The sequence below is a fragment of the Paraburkholderia atlantica genome (assembly GCF_009362785.1).
GTDB lineage: Bacteria > Pseudomonadota > Gammaproteobacteria > Burkholderiales > Burkholderiaceae > Paraburkholderia > Paraburkholderia atlantica.
In genome coordinates, this window is record NZ_WHNQ01000013.1 from 1 (window position 1) to 17,709 (window position 17,709).

A 17,709-nucleotide genomic window follows, 5' to 3' on the forward strand; every position below is an offset into this window, starting at 1 on the left:
ATGGAAGACCCACAGTACCAACTCCAATGGAGGTCACGATGTTCATGCACAACAAAAGGCTGCAATACACGGTCCGCGTCGGCACGACCAATCCCGGGCTTGCGAATCTGATGCTCGAGCAGTTCGGCGGGCCGCAAGGCGAACTGGCCGCCGCGATGCGCTACTTCACGCAGGCCGTTGCCGAAGAAGACCCCGGGCGCAAGGACATGCTGTTCGATATCGCCACCGAAGAGCTGAGCCATCTCGAGATCATCGGCTCGATCGTCGCGATGTTGAATCGCGGCGCGAAGGGCGAACTCGCCGAAGCGGTCGAGGCGCAGGCCGAGCTTTATCGCAAGCTCAACGGCGCGGGCAACGACAGTCACCTTACGCAGGTGCTATACGGCGGCGGACCGCCGCTGACGAACTCCGGCGGCGTCCCGTGGAGTGCCGCGTACATCGACACGATCGGCGAGCCGACCGCGGACCTGCGCTCGAACATCGCCGCCGAAGCGCGCGCGAAGATCATCTATGAACGGCTGATCAACGTGACCGACGATGCCGGCGTGCGCGAAGCGCTCGGCTTTCTGATGACCCGCGAAGTCGCGCATCAAAAGTCGTTCGAGAAGGCGCTGTATGCAATCACGCCGAGTTTCCCGCCGGGCAAGCTGCCGCCGAGACAGGAATTCGCGAGCGTCTACTACAAGATGTCGCACGACGGAGCAGTGATCAACACACCGTGGAACAGCGGCACCGGTCTCACGATACAGACCGGTGAACCGGCGGTGGATGGCGGCGACGGCAGTGCGTCGGTGGGACTCGAAGCGCAGCAGGAAACCGCCGTGACTGCGATGGCCACGCGTCTGCGCTCCGACCCATCGAGCGATCCGACGACCGGCGCCGAAATAGGCAGCGAAGTCCCGCGCAGCAACGAGGTCGGGTGATCGCTCGAGGCGCTGCCGCGGGTATCGTCAAGGTCCGAAAAACGTGTTGCAGAACTTGCCGGCCACGTTGCAGGTCGGTTGACCCGAAGGCTGCGCGGTGCCGCGTTCGGGCGGCGTCGCGCACGCGGCCGTCGCGGCGATCGCGAATGTCATGACGAGCGATGTGCGCAGCGCCGCCGCACGACGGTTTTTCGCAGCGCGCGCCGCGTCGCGGTTGGGATCGCACCTCGCGGAATTTTCGTGCTCCCGCGCATCGATGGCGCGAGGGCAGCCTCGTCGGACGTCAGGCATTGTGCCCTCCTTCAACCGCCATTCACATTGACTACGCTACGCCAAATCGGCCGCGAACAGGTTTCTTCGAATTCGCGCGAAGGCGGGGTCGCGTGTCCCCGTATGGCTGTCCGCAATCTGAGAGTTTCGGACACACGCCTGGATGCACCTTTTTGCGGTTGCCAGCGTATGCTGATTCCGGCGTTTTCCGACACGTCGACAGACCGGCACGACTTACTGTCGACAACGCGAAAAACGTACGTTCCGTGAAAAATTGACCGCTCCGGAAAGACCATGCTGAGCCCTCATGAATTTGCGGTTTTGATGCTGGTGAAGGCATCGCCGGAGTCCACCGATATAGAGCGCGAGGAATTCAACGCGCTGCTCGAGCGCCGCCTGGTCGCGCTCGAAAGCACACCGTCAGGCGCGCATCGTCCGCGCGTGACGAACCACGGCGAATCGTTGCTTCAAACCCTGATGCGAAAACGTTGAGGCGGCACAGGCCCGTCGAGCGAGCGACGCGGTATGGTCGAAACGCTGACCCACGACAACGACTAACAACAAATTGGAGAGAACCTGTGAAAGCCCCGCGTAACTATAACGACGCCGCCAACGAATTGAAGCACATCAGCACGATGGTCCAGCGCCTCGAACAACTCGTTAAACGCGACTGCCTCGACTGGCAGGGCACGATAGTTGCAAGGCCGGCTTACTGGCGCGCGCGCATCGAGGCCAATGCCGAACTGCCGCCGGCGCTGCAACCGCAAGCGCGGCTGCTGCTCGCGCGGCTCGCAACGCTCGAAGCACGCAGCGAGCGCCGCGGCCATCGCGCATGATCGTCGCGCAGCGGCGCGATCACACACTCACGCAACGAAGGACATGATGATGCGGACCTACGAATACCACGGGTTCACGATCGAGGTAACCGTCGAGGCCGGTTTCACGTTGCGCCCCGCAGGGCGCGCGGCGGTACGCACGCGCTATGCGGCGGTGGTTCACATCTATCAGGCGGGTGCTGCGGTTGCCACGTTCTCGCCGCTGCGCTTCGACATTGCGGGCGGCCGGCCGTTCGACACCGAAGCCGATGCGGTGATGGGCGGATATAGCGCGGCGCGCCGAATCGTCGACGATCTGTTCGCCCGTGCAGCGGATGCCACGGACTCCGCCTTGAGCGCACTGTCGAGCAGCAAAGAGCTCCGCTAGCGGGCACTGGCGCACGATTGACCCATTGTGGGGCATCAGGAATGGCGCATGCGGTACCCGCGAGCACCCTTTCCGTGGAGAAACGCCATGCCCAACGACGCCTCATCGCTGTCGCCATCGATTACGTCGATGATCCGCCTCGACCATATGCACGTGCTCGCCGCTTCGCACCGATACCACGCGTCCACGCCGTGGTGGCGCAAACGCGCGATCGTCAACGGCGTGTGCGACGCGCTTGAAATCCACGCGCAACTGGAGGAAGAAATCTTCTACCCGGCGCTAGACCGCGCGCTAGGCAACGACGAGACATTGTCGAAAAGTCGTTCCGAGCACGACGAGATGCGCGCGACGATCGCAAAGCTGCGCGCAATGGGCCCTGAAAACGCCGCCTACGACGGGCTGTTTTTTCAACTGATCCGCGAAGTCGCCCATCACGTCGCCGACGAGGAAACCATCCTGCTGCCCGACGCCGAGCGCGTGTTGAAAAGCGAACTGCAGTCGCTCGGCGCCGCGATGACGCGCCGCCGGATGCAGTTGCTCGGAGAGCGTCCGATGAACATTGCGGTGAATGCGGCGGGCACCTTTCCGATCGCTGCGCTGCTGCTGGGATCGACCTTATTGTTCGCGTTGCGGCGCAGCCTGCCGAAGTCGCGTCGCGCGGAACGGACGCGGCGGCAGTATGAGTAGCGGATGCGCGAACGACTGACGCAAGCGGGCATCAACGATTCGCGCCGGGCGCCGCCGGCGTCCGCCCGCGCCGCTGTGTCGCCTTGTCGAGCGTGCCCGGTTCGACGAGCGTAGCCGCGACGCGGCGCGCATTCTCGGCCGCGATGTCCTGCGCGTCGCCCCACGACACGTGGCCACACGTCCCACGTCGCTCGAAGACCGTGCCATGCCCGCCGCCGCGCTCGGTCACTAGCACGATCCATTGAAAAGCACCCTCCGAATCTCTGATGACGGTCCAGCTTACGAGGAAGTCGGCCATCTCTATCGCCTGCACACGCATGTTCGGCTCCTTCGGTCCGTTGCATCGGCCCGCTTTGACCGGAGTTGCGCATAACGCGTGCCCGGCGGGCAACGTGCGCGGGGCGCGTTGCAATCCCGCCTCACGGCCGCGGATCGGCGTCGGACTGACGCGCGTCGGGCTCGTCGCGACTTTGCGGCGAGCCGGTCAACACCGCGGGCAGCGAAGGATTCTCCGGTTGGGTGTAGCGCGCGTGGATCGCCGCGCGGATGCGCGCGAGGCTTTGCGCCGCATCGAGCGCGCTGTCCTGCTCGATGCCGCGTGCTTCGTCGGCCAGGTCCGCGTCGCCGATCTGCTGTTCGAACCAGCGCGAATAGTCGCCACGCTGGCGATGAAACTGCCATGTCGCCGCATCGACACCCTCGGCAATCTCGACGAACAGCACGAGGTTGTGCGCGCGCAGATTCAGCGCGTTGTGCTCGCCGCGAAAATAAAAACTGCGCTCGGGAATCAGCAGCCCTTCCGCGTACTTGCGACGATGCCGGCGCTTTTCCTTGCGACCGGGTTCGAGCCGCACGAGTTGCGGCGGCGCGGCGGCGCCGACGCGCCATAACAGCGCGTCGCCTTTGGCGAGCTGCGCACCGTCACCGCTCGACGCTGGCGGCTCACGTCCACTTGCCGCGGCAAAGCGCTGCAAGGCCGCATGGGCGCCGTCGCCCATCGCGAGTACCGTGCCGACCTGCTGCAGCAACACCGGCGATAACTGCTCGGGCGACACGGTGACCGCGAGTGCCGTTTCGAGCGCTTCCGGAATCGCCTGGTTCGCGCCGGCCCATTGCGCGGGAAACACGTGATGCGCCTCTTCGAACACGAGCCAGTGCGGCCGTCCGGTGCGCGTGCGCAAACGCTGCACCTGCAATAGCAGATTCGCGCAGAACACCGGCCGATCCGACGGCGGCACCCGCAGCAGATTGAGCGCGATGGCCGGCCGTGCCGGACGGCGCAGCAACTGCATCGCCTCCTCGATCGACGGTGCATTGCTCGCATCGCCGAGCACGAAGGTCGCATCGTCATTGTCATAGTCGCCTTCAGGATCGACGATGCACATCTGGCAGCCCGCGCCCGCGAGCCGTTCGAGCAGGCCCGCCGTCGCGGTGGACTTGCCGCAGCCCGATTCACCGACGAGCAGCACGACGCTGCCGTATACGGGCAACGACAGCGGCTCGCTGTCCGGCGCATCACAGCGGGGGCCGAGCACGATGCGATTGCGCGGCGACGCGTCGGCGGTGCTGCGCAAATCGTCGGCGATGAGTGCGTCGATCAGTTCGGCCACGCCCGCACCCGCGACGCCGCCCGTCACGATATCGGCGTGCTTCTTCAACGCCGGCAAGGCGTTCGCGACGGCCGCCGCGAGGCCGCACGCGTCGAGCAGCGCATGGTCGTTTTCCGCGTCGCCGATACCGGCCACGTTCAGCGGCGACAGTTCGAGATCGGCGAGCGCCGCGCTCAGACCGCTCGCCTTCGACACGCCCGGCGCCACGATCATCACCGCGTCGCCGTTGAAGATGATCCGCAATTCGAGCCCGAGGTCGCGAATCACATCGAGCGCGACATGCTCATGGGGCTTCATCGTCGCGACCAACGTCTGGCTGACGCTGAAAGCGTTGGGCGCGCGCCGCCGCAACTCCGCGGCGAAATTCTCCGGCGGTGCCGGTGCGAGCAGACGGCGCGCGCCATCGGCCGGGCAATACAGCACGCCGCCGTTTTCCGCGACCACGCGCGAAAACAGCTCGATGCGCGGGCAGATCGCGAGCAGGTCGTCGAGCTCGCGTCCGCTGACGAGGATCGCGTGACGGCCCGACGCGCGCAGGCGTTCGAGTGCGGCCCACGTCGAATCGGCGACCTGGCCGTCGGTGGCGAGCGTGTTGTCGTAGTCGGTCGCGAGCGCAAAAAATCGCATGGGTGATCCTTCGTCGGGGCCTGTGTTCAGGGTCTCGTTCTGCTACGCCGTCCTTCGATCGATTCATGCCTCAACCGAGCAAGCGCGATACCGGCGCGACTACGGCAACGAATAAGCGACCACGGAGTCGCCCTGCTTCGTGCCTAGCGAGCCATGTCCGCCCGCTACCACCAGCACATACTGCTTGCCGTTGCTGTCGGCATAGGTCATCGGCGTGGCCTGGCCGCCGGCCGGCAGACGCGCTTGCCACAGTCGCGCGCCGGTGCGCACGTCATAGGCGCGCAGGTAGTAGTCGAGCGTGCCGGACAGGAACGCGACGCCGCCGCCGGTGGTGACCATGCCGCCAAGGCTCGGCACGCCGAGCGGCATCGGGATCGGCAGCGGCGCGCTATCGCGGATCGTGCCGTTCTTGTGCTCCCAGACGATATGCCCCTGGCGCAGATCCACGCCGGCCACGTAGCCCCAGGGCGGCGATTGACACGGAATGCCGAGCGGCGAAAGGAACGCGTTCAGTTCGAAGCCGAATGGCGCGCCGAGCGCGAGCTTGATGCCGCTCGTTTCGCTGCCCTTATTCATTGCCGACGCCCTTCGAGACGTCGGCGGGGCTCTGATACTGCTGGTCGGGCAGATCCTGGAGCCGTTGCAGCACGTCGTCGTCGGCGCCATTGGCTTTCGCGGTTTCGATGAGGCTGTCCTTGTCGGCGGGATAGGAAGCGCCCTTCAGCGCTTTCTGCACGTCGATGAACGGATTCAGCGGGCGCTCGCCCGTGGTCGAACGGGAGTCGGTCATTTCGTTCCCCTGATGGGTGGGTTGCGTGGAAGGGTCAAGTGCTGGCCGGGGTGGCGCGGCACGGCGGCGCCGAGCCTGGCGCTTGCACGTCCGGCGTGTCGCGTACCGGCTGCTGCTCCGGCTGCATGTCCGTAGCGGGCATCGGTTCGGGCACGCGCGGATGCTCGTGCCTTCGCATCCGGCGTGCCTGTAGGGCGCCGGGATGCGCCGTGAGATGCGCGATGACGGTCTGCCCCACTCGTGCTTGCCGATCGATACGCTCAGGCCGCTGCGCACGCGCACGCGGCGCCCGCGTGACGCGAGGTTCGCCCACATGCTCCGTGGCTGTCAGAGCCGATGGCGTTGGTCAAGAATGGCGTCCCGCGTTGAAAAATCCACGCTCGCGCGGGCGTCGTTGCGCTTCAACGCTTCATCGCTTCGATGCCAACAGCTTCCGGTATACCTCGAGGTACTCGTCGGCCATGCGCGCCGCGCGGTGAAGCGCCGCTCGAATGCTTCGCGACAGCGCGTCCGGTCCAGTTCGCCGATACGCTTCACCGCATCGACGGCCTGGTCGACACTATCGACGATGAAACCGGTCACGCCGTCGTCGATGATTTCGCGGACCGAGCCGCGGTCGAATGCGATCACCGGTGTGCCCGCCGCCAGCGCCTCGACCAGCACGAGTCCGAACGGCTCGGGCCAGTCGATCGGAAACAGCAGCGCTCGCGCGTCGCCGATGAAGCGATCCTTGTCACGACCACCGACCTCGCCGCGATAGCACACATGCGGTTGCCGCATCAGCGATGCGATCTCGTGCTCGTAGTAGACGCGATCGCCGTCGTCGATCTTGGCCGCGATCTCGAGCCGCGCGTTCGCACGGCGCGCGATCTCGATCGCGAGATCGGGCCGCTTGGTCGGCGCGATGCGGCCGACGAATGCCAGGTAGTCGGACGGTGTGCGCCTGAAGGTGTGAAGACCGCGCGGCAGGCCGTGATGGACGGTGCGCTGCCACGCGAGTCGCGGCAGCGGCGCGCGCTGCGCGTCGGAGATCGATACCAGCGGTACGTCGCAAAACTCGCGGTACAACGCATCCAGACCGGGGATGTCGAGCCGCCAGTGCAGCGTCGTCACGTGCGCGCAGCGCAGCCGCCTGCCGAACGGGAAGCTCGTGTAGTCGGTATGGAAGTGCACGATGTCGAAGTCCGCCGAGCGTTGCACGACCTGTTCGAGCATCGCGACATGAAACGCCTGCGGGTCGGCGGTGTTCTCGACCTCGCGCAGCGGCCGCGGATAGACGGACACGAGATGCGCGCGCGTCAGCGAGTCGCCGCTCGCGAATAGCGTGACCTCGTGGCGGCGCTCGACCAGCGCCTCGGTCAGCCACGACACGACGCGCTCGGTGCCGCCATAGGCGACGGGCGGCACGCGCTCGTAGAGCGTCGACACTTGCGCGATGCGCATGCGAGCCTCCGTCGTTCTTGTACGGTACAGACCTCCGTCGTCGAGCAATCACCATTCCAGACGCGCGGTGGACGATGGTATGGCGCTTGCGGGGTGTCGATCGAAGCGTGTCATCCGTCCCGCTTCGATTCATCCCGTTCCACTTCGTAGAGGAGAAAACATGAAGCGCGTTACCGCCATTGCCGCGATGTGCTGTGGGCTTGCCGTCATCCCCCATATTGCCGGCGCGCAAACCGAGGCCGCCTCGACCACGACTGCCAATCCGCTGCCCCAGGCCGACAAGGACTTCGTGCAGGCGGCGAGCATGTCGTCGTCGACCGAAATCGACGCGGCCAAGCTCGCGACGAAGAACTCCAGCGACAAGGATGTGAAATCGTTCGCGCACCACATGATGCTCGATCACACGAAGCTCACGATGCAACTGAAGATGGCTGCGCCACACGGCGTCGCGGTGCCGAAGGACAATTCCGACACCACGGTGCTGGACTCGCTGAAGGGCCTGCATGGCAAGGCATTCGATCAGGCGTATATCCAGAAGGTCGGCGTGAAGGGACACGAGGATGCGCTGAGCGCTTTCAAGAAGGAAATTTCCGATGGCCAGAACGCCGATCTAAAAAAGGCCGCGCAAAAAGCGCTGCCTACCATCGAGGAGCACTACAAGATGGCGCAGGATCTCGCGGCGAAGAAGGGGGTGACGCAGTAGCACCGAAGGCAGGTATCCACGCCATCCGTGTAGTCCGCAAAGCAATCCGGGCTAGAAACTCATCGCGAATCCGAACGACACGCCGTGCACATTGCGACCGAACACATAGCGCACCATCGCGCGCGTGCGGGTGACGATGACCGGATACCTGCTGCTATCGAGTTCGAGGCCGACGCCAAGCGACGTGAGGTCGTTGAAACCCAGCACGCCCGCACTGTCGCCGAAATAGTGCGAGTAAGCGGCTTCGAGCACGTAGCGGACTGGCCGGTCCAGCGCGTGCCAGCCGGTGGGCGCGCGCCAGCGTGTCCATAGGCTCACTTGCTGGGCCGTGGCCGAGCCCTGAACGGCCTCCGATGAACCGCCGAAACTGCGCAGGTAAATATCGGTTGCCCGCAATTCGGCGTCGATTTCGTAGTTTTCGCGGTAGTGCTCGAAGTCGAGCATCAGGGAGCCGCCATAGCCGTAGGCATTGAGCGAGCCGTTCTCGAGGAACTGCAGGTTGCTGTCGGTGACGTGGTTGAACAGCGTCTGCCCCACCTTCAGGTCGCTCGATACGCGCCCGATCGTACCGTTCAGGATCGGACGGAATGCCAGTTCGTCCGTGATGCGGAAATCCCAGCCCAGGCCGACCGTGCCGCTGAAGGTGTTCCACTTCGTCGGCACCGCACGCTGCTGGGCGCCATCCGTGGCGATGAAGATCGGATCGTAGCGGCTGTAGGCGAGCGTGCCCTCCATGTACAACGGAAACGACCTGCTGAGCGTGAAGCCGCCGCCGAATTGCGTCTGCCCGAAGCCGGGATTACCGGTCAGGCCGTTATTGACCGACAGATTGCTGGTCGTGACGTCCGGGACCGTCGTGTAGCTCATGATCGCGAGCACAGCGTCCGCGTGCTGCTTTACATTGCCGCCAATCACGGTATTGCTCGACAATTGCCCCGGCACGACCTGCGCGTGCGACGGGCACGACAGCAGGCTCAAAGGCACAGCGGCACCCGCGCCTAATGCGCGAAGTGACCAACGCTTCCGAAGTGCCGGCATAGTCAAACAACCTCGCCATTTGTCGACGACGAGATTGCAGGCTGACTTGCAGACTCAAACACGGCGTATCCAACGAGCATCACGCACTCCTGTCAGTCGGCTAATTGTGTTCGTCTTCCGCGAAGTCGCGATTCCGCTGCACTGAAACACGTGCACGCAGTCGATGCAACTCCGGCGGGCGTTGCGCCGCTCACAGCACCTGGAAGGTCTGCGCTAGTATGTATAGAAATACCCGAAGTAAAGTAGTACGGCAATACGGGCATATCTTCAGTCGCTTGCCTTGCGCTCGGGCAAGGGACACCACCGTCGATAAACGGAATTTCGCAGCCCCACTTTCCCACGGAGCATCGTTATGTCCACTCATTCGGTCCCGAACGACAAACCCGTCAAGGTCCCCGGCCCGGACCATCCGATCACGATCGAGCAGCACCGCGCGCGCGTGATCGTGATGGCAGGCGGCCAGGTGATCGCCGATACCCACGACGCGTTGACGCTGCGCGAAGCCCGCTATCCGGCCGTGCTGTATATCCCGCGCAGGGACGTGGACATGACCCGGCTCGAACGCACGGCGCATGCAACGTATTGTCCGTACAAAGGCGAATGCGCCTATTTCTCGATTCCATCGGCCGGCGAGCGCGGCACCAACGCGGTGTGGACCTACGAGCACCCTTACGACGCAGTCGCGCCGATCCGCGAACACCTCGCGTTCTATCCCGACCGCGTGGATTCCATCACGCAGGAGCCGGCCGCCCACTAGGCCGATTCGCCCGCGCCTTTTGGCCGGCCACCCGCACGGCGCGGCGGTCGCTGTTTCGCCACGCCAGCTGTGACTCTGAGCGGGCCGCTCGTTCTCTTTGCAGTCGGTATTCAAGCCGCGCTACGGAGGTGAATCAACATGGCTGAAAAGGTTACATCGACGGAATCCGCGTCACTGCGATGGCGCCTGACGGTAATTGACCACCGACCGGCGAAACGGCACCGGCTGCGATAACCCGCGCCGTTTTTTCATGCTTGACGACTCGCACGGATCACGCGGACCTTAACAAGACCTTAAGACTTCAGTATCGCCAAATAAAAAATCCGGGTCACGCAAATGACTTTTTTACGGTTCAAATTCGTCCCGCTTTACCCAAATTCGTTGTCAAACAAAAGGACGAGACATGAAACCGATCACGAAATGGAAGCGTAAGCAAAGCGCAATGTGCGCCGCCGTCGCACTGCTCGCCGGGCTGTACTCGGCAGTCGCGACCGCCGGCGACGATCATGGTCACGGCCGTGATCACGATCGCGATCGCGCGTCGGTCAAGCACGTGCTGCTGATCAGCTTCGACGGTCTGCATGAGCAGGACGTCGCGCGTTGCATCGGCGCGAATACTTGCCCTAACCTTGCGCTGCTCGCGAAGTCAGGCACCACGTATACGAACGCGCATACACCGGGACTGTCGGATTCGTTTCCGGGCCTCGCCGCGCTCGTGACCGGCGGCTCGCCGAAGTCCGCGGGCCTGTTCTACGACGTCTCCTACGACCGCACGCTCTATGCGCCGTCCGATACCAATTGCACGGGCCCGACCGGCTGGAACGTCGTGTTCGATGAAACGACCGGCATCGATGGCGAGAACGGCGGTGCGCTGATCCATCTCGACGGCGGCGGCACGTTCAATCCGCAGGCGATTCCGCATGCGCTCGTCAATGGCGTCTGTACGCCCGTCTATCCGCACAACTACCTGAAGACCAACACGGTCTTCGAAGTGATCAAGGGCAACGTGAACGGCGCGCGCACCGCGTGGGCCGATAAACACGCGTGGGGCTACGACTGGCTCAACGGACCGTCCGGCATGGGCGTCGACGATCTTTCGCGAACCGAAATAAATTCGATCGATCCGGATACCAATACCTACTACCTCGACACGTACACGCACACGGAGAAGTTCGACAACTACCATGTGCAATCGCTGATCCATGAAATCGATGGCAAGGATTCGACCGGTCGAAAGAACGTCGCGGTTCCGACCGTGTTCGGCGCCAACTTCCAGACGCTGAGCGTCGCGCAGAAGGCCACGGTCGCGACGGGCGGCGGTTATCTGGATGCGAGCTTCACGCCGGGTCCGCAAGTGGCCGGCGCGATCGCCTATATCGACGACGCGTTGGGACGCATCGTGTCCGAACTGAAGCAACGCAATCTCTATTCGTCGACGGCGATCATCGTGACCGCGAAGCATGGTCAGTCGCCGACCGATCATTCGAAGCTGGTGAAGAACGGCGATACGCTGACCAAGCTGCTCGAAGCCAACAACTATCTGGATTCGGGCGGCAATTTTGGACAGGCCGCTACGAAGAGCGGCAACCTGAACGACGGCACCGGGCTCGTCGGCACCGGCTTCGTGCAGACCGACGACGTCGGTCTGATCTGGCTGCGCGATCAAAGCCAGGTTGCCTCGGTCGTGAAGACGCTGAAAGACAATCTGAGCTGCAACGCGCCGGGCATCTGCGCGGACGGTCCGCAGGCGTACATCCTGTCCGGCCCGCAACTGGCGAGCCGGTTCGGCGATCCGTCGCGCGGCGGTACGCCCGACATCATCGTTCAGCCTAACCCGGGCGTCATCTATACGTCGAGCACGTCGAAGGACGAGGAGCATGGCGGCAACGCGCCCGACGACAGCCATCTCGGCCTCGTGATGTACGTGCCTCATGCGCATCACGCCGGGCAGGTCAACGACGAGCGGGTGCTGACCACGCAGGTCGCACCGACGATCTTGCGTCTGCTCGAGCTGAAGCCCGAGCTGCTGCATTCGGTCGCGATTGAAGGAACGCGTCCGCTGCCGGAGTTCGATCGCGAAGACTGAGTGTTTGCTGTGGTCGACGTATTCGAGTAGTGAGCTGCGCCGCGATCGGTGTTGGAACGATCGCGGCGCGGTCGTTTCTGAGGGGGCGTGACGCGGGGACCGCGCGTGCCGGCGCGTGCGAGAGCTTGGGCTCAGTGTTTCGTGCGATACCACCGCCATAGCTTCATGATCGCCACATACGCCAGCGTCGCCACCATCAGTTCGATTGTCACCCATACCGCGTAATACACGTCATCAGGGTCACGCACACCGAGCCAATCGGAAGTCGCCCAATATGCATTCGACTCGCGTTCTGTCCACTCGTAGGGATGCGGGCGAACATAAAGAACTGATAGGACAAACAGTGCCAGAAACAACGCGACCTTGAACAGTCTACGGGCAAGTGTTGCCATATGTGATGACCTCAATGGTTCCATATGCGCGCAGGCCCGAAGTGTGCGCGGGGATTTTCGCCGTGTGCAGCAACGCATTGCGGATTCTCATGAAATCGCTATGGCTTGGCAGGGTAATGCAACCAAGTGATGCGCCGTGCCCGCCCGCTGGATGCAACCGGAACTGACCACGCTTGACGCCATTGACCCACGCAAAGTCATCAATGCTGCCGTCATCCCGATACAGGGCGAACCAGTCACCGTGATTCGACGGATGGCCGGAAACGGCATTCAACACGTCTTTTCCCAAGGCGTACGCCTGTGAACGGATGCCGCCAGTTGGACGGTCAACGATCCAGTATCTACCGGCGGGAATCGGCCCCTTGCCAGGCACAGCTGTGCATCCGCCCCGATTGCGGTATTGCCGGTCGCCCGAATAAGCGTCGAAGGTGCCCACGCCAAAAATGGTGAGCGGTGATAGGGGCTCGTTATTCACGAGAAATTTGCCGTTGTAGGCCACGTGTCACGCCTCCTGCTTGCGCTGGTTGTAGGTCAGTCGCCACTCGCCGGAAGGAAGGCATAGCGAGTAGCGCGGGCGCGATGCTAGGTGTGTGCTTCGTGCCCCGGCATCAGACGACTCTGAAAAAGCCGGGACGTGTGCGATGGTCGTCGACTATCCGCATCTGGCGGCACGTCTGTCAAGGTTGAAAAAAAGCCCCACGGTCACCCGTGAGGCTTCAAAAAAGACCCGCAGCCTGACACCGCGGGTCCTGGTCTTTCAAGCAACCACGCTTACTTCACATTCGGGAAAACCGGCCAGGACGAAGCCTGATCGCACAGCGACAGTTTCGCATTCTGCGAGACGATCGTACCCGCCGGGTCCGTGTCGCCCGCGGCGCCAGCGTCGTCGCTGCCATTGACGGTCAGGTTCAACGTGTTCGTCGGGGTCGTGTACTTGCCCGCGCCGCTCGACGTGTTCGTCAAAATGCCGCCCGCGCCGTGAGCCATCGACGAGCCAATCAGACTCACGTTCGCGCCGAGGTTCAGCGTGGCGTTGGCCGCCTTCGATTGCGACGAGCCATCGGTCGAACCGATGTTCACGACAGGCTTGCTCAGATTCGCAATCGACAACGCGACGTCCTTGTCCGCGACCACGTTATCCAGGTTCAACTGGATCACGCTCTGCGTATTGGCGTAAGCCGTGTCGGCATGCAAACCACGGAACGTCAGACCGCCGCCGCCGTTCTTGCCCGCAGCCTTGTTGGCCGGGATGTTCATCATGCGGATGTTGCTCAGGTTGATGTCGTGGAAGCTCGGCACCAGCCAGCCCAACCCCGTGTACGTGATCGGATCGGCACTCGGGCCCGTGTAGTACATGTCGAACACGAGGAAATCCTTCACACCACGCATACATGCGCCGTCGTAGTAGATGTTGCTGACGTCGCCGCCGCGTGCCTGACCGCTCTTGATGCGCAGGCCCACGATGCCATTATCGGTAGACGCGTTGCTGCCGTCGTAGATATTGTCGAAGTAGTTGTCGTAGAAGTGAATGTTGCGGACACCTGCATTCGTCGGGCTGCCGATCGACAGACCATGACCGTTGTAGTTGTGGTTGTGCGCGACCGTGATGCCGTAGGTGCGGTTCGACGAAACGTCGCGGTTGCCGTCGATGGCCCACAGCATGTTGGCCGGCGTCGTCGCGCCCTGTGCCGACGCCGGACGCGGGTCCTGCAGTCCGCCCTTGAATGCGACGTTGTCGTCCGACGGGCTCAGGAAGTTGTACACGATCGCGACGTTCTTCACGTAGCCGTCGAAGTACACCTGGCCTGCGGACGTCGTCTTGCTGCCCGTGCCGAGAGCCGCGTGTTCCGGACCTGCGGCAACGCTCGGGTCGACACCGTCGGTGTTCTTCACGCCGGTCGAGCTGGCGTCGATCGTCGCGCCCGTATAGAGGTGCGTGTACGAACCGCTGACGCCGTCGAAGGCATCGTTGTTCATGCCGACGCTCGCCTGGTTCGCCGCATCGGGCAGCAACGGCGTGATGATCTTGATGCCCCACACGGTGAAGCCGTCCACCCCGTCGGCTTCGACGGTAAAGAAGGTGCTGTTGCGCAACGTGATCTGATACAGCGACAGGTTCTTCGACTGCTGCATCCACAGCATGCCGGGGTTGCCCTGGAAGCTGTACGGGCCGCCGCCGATGTCCTTGTTGCCGTGGTACGAGATATCCCACCAGCTTGCCGTCACCCAGCGTGCGCAACCGGCCGTGCCGGCGGTACAGCCGCCACCGTTGACCGTGTAGCCGCTCGGGATGCTGGTTGCCTGGCGGTTCACCACATAGGTGACGGCCGGCGTAGTCAGCGTCGTCTTGCCCATCGCGGTGACCACGTCGCAAGCGGTGCCTTCCGGCGCGAGCGTGCCCGCGCGGTAAGCGGCGATCGTATTGGTGCAGCTGAACTTCGGCGTCGTCACACCGGTGATGTTGTTGCCCGAATACGTGAACGCCTCGGTCACGCCGGTTGCCCAGCGGATCATCGGATACTGCGGCGACGAGCTGATCAGCGGCATGTAGCCACGCGCATCGATCGAGCCCGTGCCCATGATCGACGCATTGACCGTATGCGTGCCGCGGATCAGCGGATAGCAGTTCTGCATGCCGCTCGTGCCCGCGATGGTCGCCGCGCCCGCGTTGGCGGTGCCGGCCGGCGCGGGAAGCCCGGCCGGGTTGTTGATGGCGGCGCCGCAGGTGATCGCGTTCGGCCGATCCTGTGCGGTCTTGTCGTACACGACCACGTCGCGGCTCGCGAACAGCGTGACGCCGTCGTCGACCCACAGCGTGACGCCCGAAGGCAGAACCAGCGGACCGCTGAGGAACGCATTGCCGGCTCCGCTGCTGTTCCTGACGAGACGCACCGCGAACCTGGTGGCCTTATAGGTCGGGTTCGACAGCGTTTCGCTCGATGCACCCGCGATGTTGACGTTCGGATTGTTGGCCGCCTGTTGCGTAGCGGCGGCCTGCTGGTCAGCCTGCGTGATCTTCGCGCCGACTTCCGCGTCCACGGAGGCGCCGCACGCGTCGAGCGCGGCCTGGATGCGCGCCTGGTCGGGGTTGTTGAGCGCCGTGGTTGCGCCGCCGTAAGCGGCCGGCGTCGGGTCGGCGCTGACCGGCAGCGAGCCGTCCGCGTTCTTCACCAGGTTGTTGCTTGCCTGAAGCGTCGAGCAAACCTGCGTGTCCGCCGGCAAAGACGGCGAATCCGGCAGGTTCGTATCGCCAGCGTAGCGGCCGGGCGTCCAGACCGGGGACGTCGGCGAGGTCGGGTTGGCGGGTGGCGTGGTCGAACTCGAACCTGAAATATTATTGCCCTCACCGCAACCGGCGACGGTCAAAACAAACAGGCCGAGTACCGCAAGCTCTCGGACTGAGCGCATCTTCATAAGTTATCTCCTTGGGGTCGATCCAGTGCCTGTTCCTGACAGGCCGCGCCTTCTTTGCGCGGATGGGGCGGGAAAGCGTCAGGGCGTGCAGAGCATCAATTTGTTATAAGACATCGTACAAGACACGACATAAAAATCCGGAGCTTTTCACTCGACGCGCGGCGGCCAAAAACAAAATGTCCCGCACCTTATGTCCACGCAACGACCCGGCTCCCAGCCAGATCTCAAGAGCGCAGAGCAACCGAAAAGCTTTGCCCAGCATGGGACGGCGTCTCGAAGCTCATCTTCAGGCTACGAACCGGCCACGCGACAGACTCACAGCCAACCGACTCCGCGAGCACGCGAACCAGCTTGTCGGGCAATAGTAATATTCGTCATACAACGTACGACGGATCATGCTTTAGAAGCGGGCGCTGTTTCAATTACAGTAAACCCGACCTCCCAATATCAGAGACACGGTCAGCGGGCCCAAAGCACGGCGAAAGGTCGAAAGTTACAAAGCGACGCCTGCGCCGACGACGCATCAAACCGCGTCGGTATGATGAAAGCGTCCGGGCGATCGCTTCAACCCACACCCAACCCACCACGGGAGATTCATCTTGCAATCCGTCAACATCCTGCTTGCGCTTGCGGGCGTCCTGTTGCTCAGCGTCGCGAGCCCGGGCCCCAACTTTCTGATCGTCACTTCGACGGCCATTGCGTCACGCAGCGCCGGCATGATGACCGGCCTCGGGCTCGCCGCCGCGTCCGGCACGTGGGCCTTGCTCGCGATCGCGGGGTTGAGCCTGATCGTCGCGCACGTCACCTGGCTCGGCGCCGTGCTGAGGATCGCCGGCGCGCTCTATCTGATCTGGCTCGGCATCAAGATGATCGTGACCGCGCGGCGGCCGTTGTCCGCGGGCGTCGGCAGCGCCGCGTCCGGCTGGGCTGCGACGAAGAAAGGCTATTTCGTCAGCATGACGAACCCGAAATCCATCGCGTTCTACGGCAGCATCTTCGCGTTGATGGTGCCCGCGCATGCGCCGATGTGGCTCGATATCGCGGTGGTCGCGCTGTCGATCGGCATTTCATGCGCGTGGTACTGCGCGATGGCTTTGCTTGCCTCGCATCCGGCGGTTCGGCGCACGCTGGTCCGCCGCAAGGCCGTGCTCGATACGGCTGCGGGTGTGCTGCTGGTCGGAGTCGGCGGGCGGATGTTGGCGGGGCGTTGACAGCTACTGGCGCACGAAGGGATGCCGCCTTCGCACGGTCAGGCGGAATCGGGCCGCGGCGCACCGCCGCCGCCGCGAATCACGAGTTCCATGAAGCCCGTCTGCGGATCAGGCTCCCGCGCGAACGAATAACCCGGAACCGACACCAGCAACAACTCGACCGTCGTGCGCACCGTGCAGCCGTGCGCCACATGACCGCCGAACACCTGTCCGTGCGCATCCGCGATCGACATGTGCAGATGAGCGCCATCGGGCGAGACGGAGCCTGCGAGGGTCAATATTTCGAGGTCGCCGCGAACTTCCGTCGGTGCTTGCGCGCCAGCGAACCTCAATGCCGCAACGTGGAGACTGCCGATGCCCTGGACGACGAAGGCCGCTTGCAGCTCGCGTTGACGAAGCGCGTCTTCGATGGCAACGCGAAGGTCGTCGCCGGGCGACAGTCGGAGGGGATGGGCTTGCATGCCTGGGCCGGTTGAAATGCGGTAGACGCGGGGATTGTGCGTGGATGAGAGGGTATCTTACCGGCGCTTGTCGCTGCCGTGTTCGTGCTGACTC

The 17,709-nt window shown here is 63.6% G+C and carries 18 protein-coding genes and 2 pseudogenes; 9 read left to right on the forward strand and 11 right to left on the reverse strand.

All coding sequences use genetic code 11. The features are described 5' to 3' along the window. Positions 1-38 precede the first annotated feature (38 nt). Positions 39-923, forward strand: a complete 885-nt coding sequence (locus tag GCT19_RS19350) for a manganese catalase family protein (RefSeq protein WP_152852829.1) — start codon at positions 39-41, stop codon at positions 921-923. 27 nt (positions 924-950) lie between these two features. Here GCT19_RS19350 and GCT19_RS44400 read toward each other — a convergent pair whose 3' ends face one another. Next, positions 951-1,076 (reverse strand): hypothetical protein, encoded by a 126-nt coding sequence (locus tag GCT19_RS44400; protein ID WP_265334628.1) that lies wholly within the window; start codon positions 1,074-1,076, stop codon positions 951-953. Positions 1,077-1,487: 411 nt separating this feature from the next. On the opposite strand from GCT19_RS44400, the gene GCT19_RS19360 reads away from it, so the two are divergent. The 4 genes from GCT19_RS19360 to GCT19_RS19375 all read left to right on the forward strand — a co-directional run bounded on the left by GCT19_RS19360 (position 1,488) and on the right by GCT19_RS19375 (position 3,083). After that, positions 1,488-1,685: a hypothetical protein gene (locus tag GCT19_RS19360; RefSeq protein ID WP_018433747.1), complete on the forward strand. Its 198-nt coding sequence runs from the start codon at positions 1,488-1,490 to the stop codon at positions 1,683-1,685. 86 nt (positions 1,686-1,771) lie between these two features. Beyond that, positions 1,772-2,029, forward strand: coding sequence for a hypothetical protein (locus tag GCT19_RS19365; protein WP_321576831.1), 258 nt, complete (start codon positions 1,772-1,774; stop codon positions 2,027-2,029). Between the two features lie 43 nt (positions 2,030-2,072). After that, positions 2,073-2,396: a hypothetical protein gene (locus GCT19_RS19370; RefSeq protein WP_227749290.1), complete on the forward strand. Its 324-nt coding sequence runs from the start codon at positions 2,073-2,075 to the stop codon at positions 2,394-2,396. Positions 2,397-2,483: 87 nt separating this feature from the next. Then, positions 2,484-3,083: a hemerythrin domain-containing protein gene (locus tag GCT19_RS19375; RefSeq protein ID WP_018433744.1), complete on the forward strand. Its 600-nt coding sequence runs from the start codon at positions 2,484-2,486 to the stop codon at positions 3,081-3,083. 31 nt (positions 3,084-3,114) lie between these two features. Here GCT19_RS19375 and GCT19_RS19380 read toward each other — a convergent pair whose 3' ends face one another. From GCT19_RS19380 to GCT19_RS19400, 5 genes and pseudogenes are all read right to left on the reverse strand, one after another. Next, positions 3,115-3,402: a hypothetical protein gene (locus GCT19_RS19380; RefSeq protein WP_018433743.1), complete on the reverse strand. Its 288-nt coding sequence runs from the start codon at positions 3,400-3,402 to the stop codon at positions 3,115-3,117. A 100-nt stretch (positions 3,403-3,502) separates the two neighbouring features. Next, positions 3,503-5,320, reverse strand: coding sequence for an HAD family hydrolase (locus tag GCT19_RS19385; protein WP_152852831.1), 1,818 nt, complete (start codon positions 5,318-5,320; stop codon positions 3,503-3,505). A 99-nt stretch (positions 5,321-5,419) separates the two neighbouring features. Continuing rightward, positions 5,420-5,890, reverse strand: a pseudogene (locus tag GCT19_RS19390) (membrane-bound PQQ-dependent dehydrogenase, glucose/quinate/shikimate family); the annotation flags it as partial. Continuing rightward, positions 5,889-6,110, reverse strand: coding sequence for a DUF2795 domain-containing protein (locus GCT19_RS19395; protein ID WP_013094009.1), 222 nt, complete (start codon positions 6,108-6,110; stop codon positions 5,889-5,891). The gene GCT19_RS19395 and the pseudogene GCT19_RS19390, both read right to left, overlap by 2 nt. 409 nt (positions 6,111-6,519) lie before the next feature. Then, positions 6,520-7,553: pseudogene (locus GCT19_RS19400) on the reverse strand (glycosyltransferase family 4 protein). Positions 7,554-7,713: 160 nt separating this feature from the next. On the opposite strand from GCT19_RS19400, the gene GCT19_RS19405 reads away from it, so the two are divergent. Then, positions 7,714-8,256: a DUF4142 domain-containing protein gene (locus GCT19_RS19405; protein ID WP_018433738.1), complete on the forward strand. Its 543-nt coding sequence runs from the start codon at positions 7,714-7,716 to the stop codon at positions 8,254-8,256. Between the two features lie 51 nt (positions 8,257-8,307). On the opposite strand, the gene GCT19_RS19410 is transcribed toward GCT19_RS19405, so the two are convergent. Beyond that, positions 8,308-9,294: a hypothetical protein gene (locus GCT19_RS19410; RefSeq protein WP_026228346.1), complete on the reverse strand. Its 987-nt coding sequence runs from the start codon at positions 9,292-9,294 to the stop codon at positions 8,308-8,310. 352 nt (positions 9,295-9,646) lie between these two features. On the opposite strand from GCT19_RS19410, the gene GCT19_RS19415 reads away from it, so the two are divergent. Together GCT19_RS19415 and GCT19_RS19420 are read left to right on the forward strand one after the other, a co-directional pair. After that, complete coding sequence (locus GCT19_RS19415) at positions 9,647-10,051, forward strand: DUF427 domain-containing protein (protein ID WP_018433736.1); 405 nt, start codon at positions 9,647-9,649, stop codon at positions 10,049-10,051. A gap of 403 nt (positions 10,052-10,454) precedes the next feature. Then, complete coding sequence (locus GCT19_RS19420; RefSeq protein WP_152852832.1) at positions 10,455-12,137, forward strand: alkaline phosphatase family protein; 1,683 nt, start codon at positions 10,455-10,457, stop codon at positions 12,135-12,137. A gap of 131 nt (positions 12,138-12,268) precedes the next feature. Here GCT19_RS19420 and GCT19_RS19425 read toward each other — a convergent pair whose 3' ends face one another. From GCT19_RS19425 to GCT19_RS19435, 3 genes are all read right to left on the reverse strand, one after another. Next, positions 12,269-12,529 (reverse strand): hypothetical protein, encoded by a 261-nt coding sequence (locus GCT19_RS19425; protein ID WP_152852833.1) that lies wholly within the window; start codon positions 12,527-12,529, stop codon positions 12,269-12,271. Then, the gene (locus GCT19_RS19430; protein ID WP_176134689.1) at positions 12,510-13,028 is read right to left on the reverse strand and encodes a DUF2778 domain-containing protein; all 519 of its coding nucleotides are present in this window, start codon (positions 13,026-13,028) and stop codon (positions 12,510-12,512) included. Before GCT19_RS19430 ends, GCT19_RS19425 begins: the two co-directional genes overlap by 20 nt. 272 nt (positions 13,029-13,300) lie before the next feature. Then, positions 13,301-15,943 (reverse strand): glycosyl hydrolase family 28 protein, encoded by a 2,643-nt coding sequence (locus GCT19_RS19435; RefSeq protein WP_152852834.1) that lies wholly within the window; start codon positions 15,941-15,943, stop codon positions 13,301-13,303. 599 nt (positions 15,944-16,542) lie between these two features. Here GCT19_RS19435 and GCT19_RS19440 point away from each other — a divergent pair. Beyond that, complete coding sequence (locus GCT19_RS19440) at positions 16,543-17,154, forward strand: LysE family translocator (protein ID WP_152852835.1); 612 nt, start codon at positions 16,543-16,545, stop codon at positions 17,152-17,154. A 38-nt stretch (positions 17,155-17,192) separates the two neighbouring features. Here GCT19_RS19440 and GCT19_RS19445 read toward each other — a convergent pair whose 3' ends face one another. Continuing rightward, positions 17,193-17,615 carry a PPC domain-containing DNA-binding protein gene (locus GCT19_RS19445; protein WP_152852836.1) on the reverse strand — a complete coding sequence of 141 codons (423 nt, stop codon included), beginning with the start codon at positions 17,613-17,615 and terminating at the stop codon, positions 17,193-17,195. Positions 17,616-17,709 lie beyond the last annotated feature (94 nt).

Coding starts and splice junctions, on each gene's coding strand:
- GCT19_RS19410 (WP_026228346.1), bottom strand. CDS start 9,294: ATGCCGGCACTTCGGAAGCGTTGGTCACTTCGCGCATTAGGCGCGGGT.
- GCT19_RS19420 (WP_152852832.1), top strand. CDS start 10,455: ATGAAACCGATCACGAAATGGAAGCGTAAGCAAAGCGCAATGTGCGCC.
- GCT19_RS19425 (WP_152852833.1), bottom strand. CDS start 12,529: ATGGCAACACTTGCCCGTAGACTGTTCAAGGTCGCGTTGTTTCTGGCA.
- GCT19_RS19350 (WP_152852829.1), top strand. CDS start 39: ATGTTCATGCACAACAAAAGGCTGCAATACACGGTCCGCGTCGGCACG.
- GCT19_RS19360 (WP_018433747.1), top strand. CDS start 1,488: ATGCTGAGCCCTCATGAATTTGCGGTTTTGATGCTGGTGAAGGCATCG.
- GCT19_RS19445 (WP_152852836.1), bottom strand. CDS start 17,615: ATGCAAGCCCATCCCCTCCGACTGTCGCCCGGCGACGACCTTCGCGTT.
- GCT19_RS19370 (WP_227749290.1), top strand. CDS start 2,073: ATGATGATGCGGACCTACGAATACCACGGGTTCACGATCGAGGTAACC.
- GCT19_RS19375 (WP_018433744.1), top strand. CDS start 2,484: ATGCCCAACGACGCCTCATCGCTGTCGCCATCGATTACGTCGATGATC.
- GCT19_RS19380 (WP_018433743.1), bottom strand. CDS start 3,402: ATGCGTGTGCAGGCGATAGAGATGGCCGACTTCCTCGTAAGCTGGACC.
- GCT19_RS19415 (WP_018433736.1), top strand. CDS start 9,647: ATGTCCACTCATTCGGTCCCGAACGACAAACCCGTCAAGGTCCCCGGC.
- GCT19_RS19435 (WP_152852834.1), bottom strand. CDS start 15,943: ATGAAGATGCGCTCAGTCCGAGAGCTTGCGGTACTCGGCCTGTTTGTT.
- GCT19_RS19395 (WP_013094009.1), bottom strand. CDS start 6,110: ATGACCGACTCCCGTTCGACCACGGGCGAGCGCCCGCTGAATCCGTTC.
- GCT19_RS19385 (WP_152852831.1), bottom strand. CDS start 5,320: ATGCGATTTTTTGCGCTCGCGACCGACTACGACAACACGCTCGCCACC.
- GCT19_RS44400 (WP_265334628.1), bottom strand. CDS start 1,076: ATGACATTCGCGATCGCCGCGACGGCCGCGTGCGCGACGCCGCCCGAA.
- GCT19_RS19405 (WP_018433738.1), top strand. CDS start 7,714: ATGAAGCGCGTTACCGCCATTGCCGCGATGTGCTGTGGGCTTGCCGTC.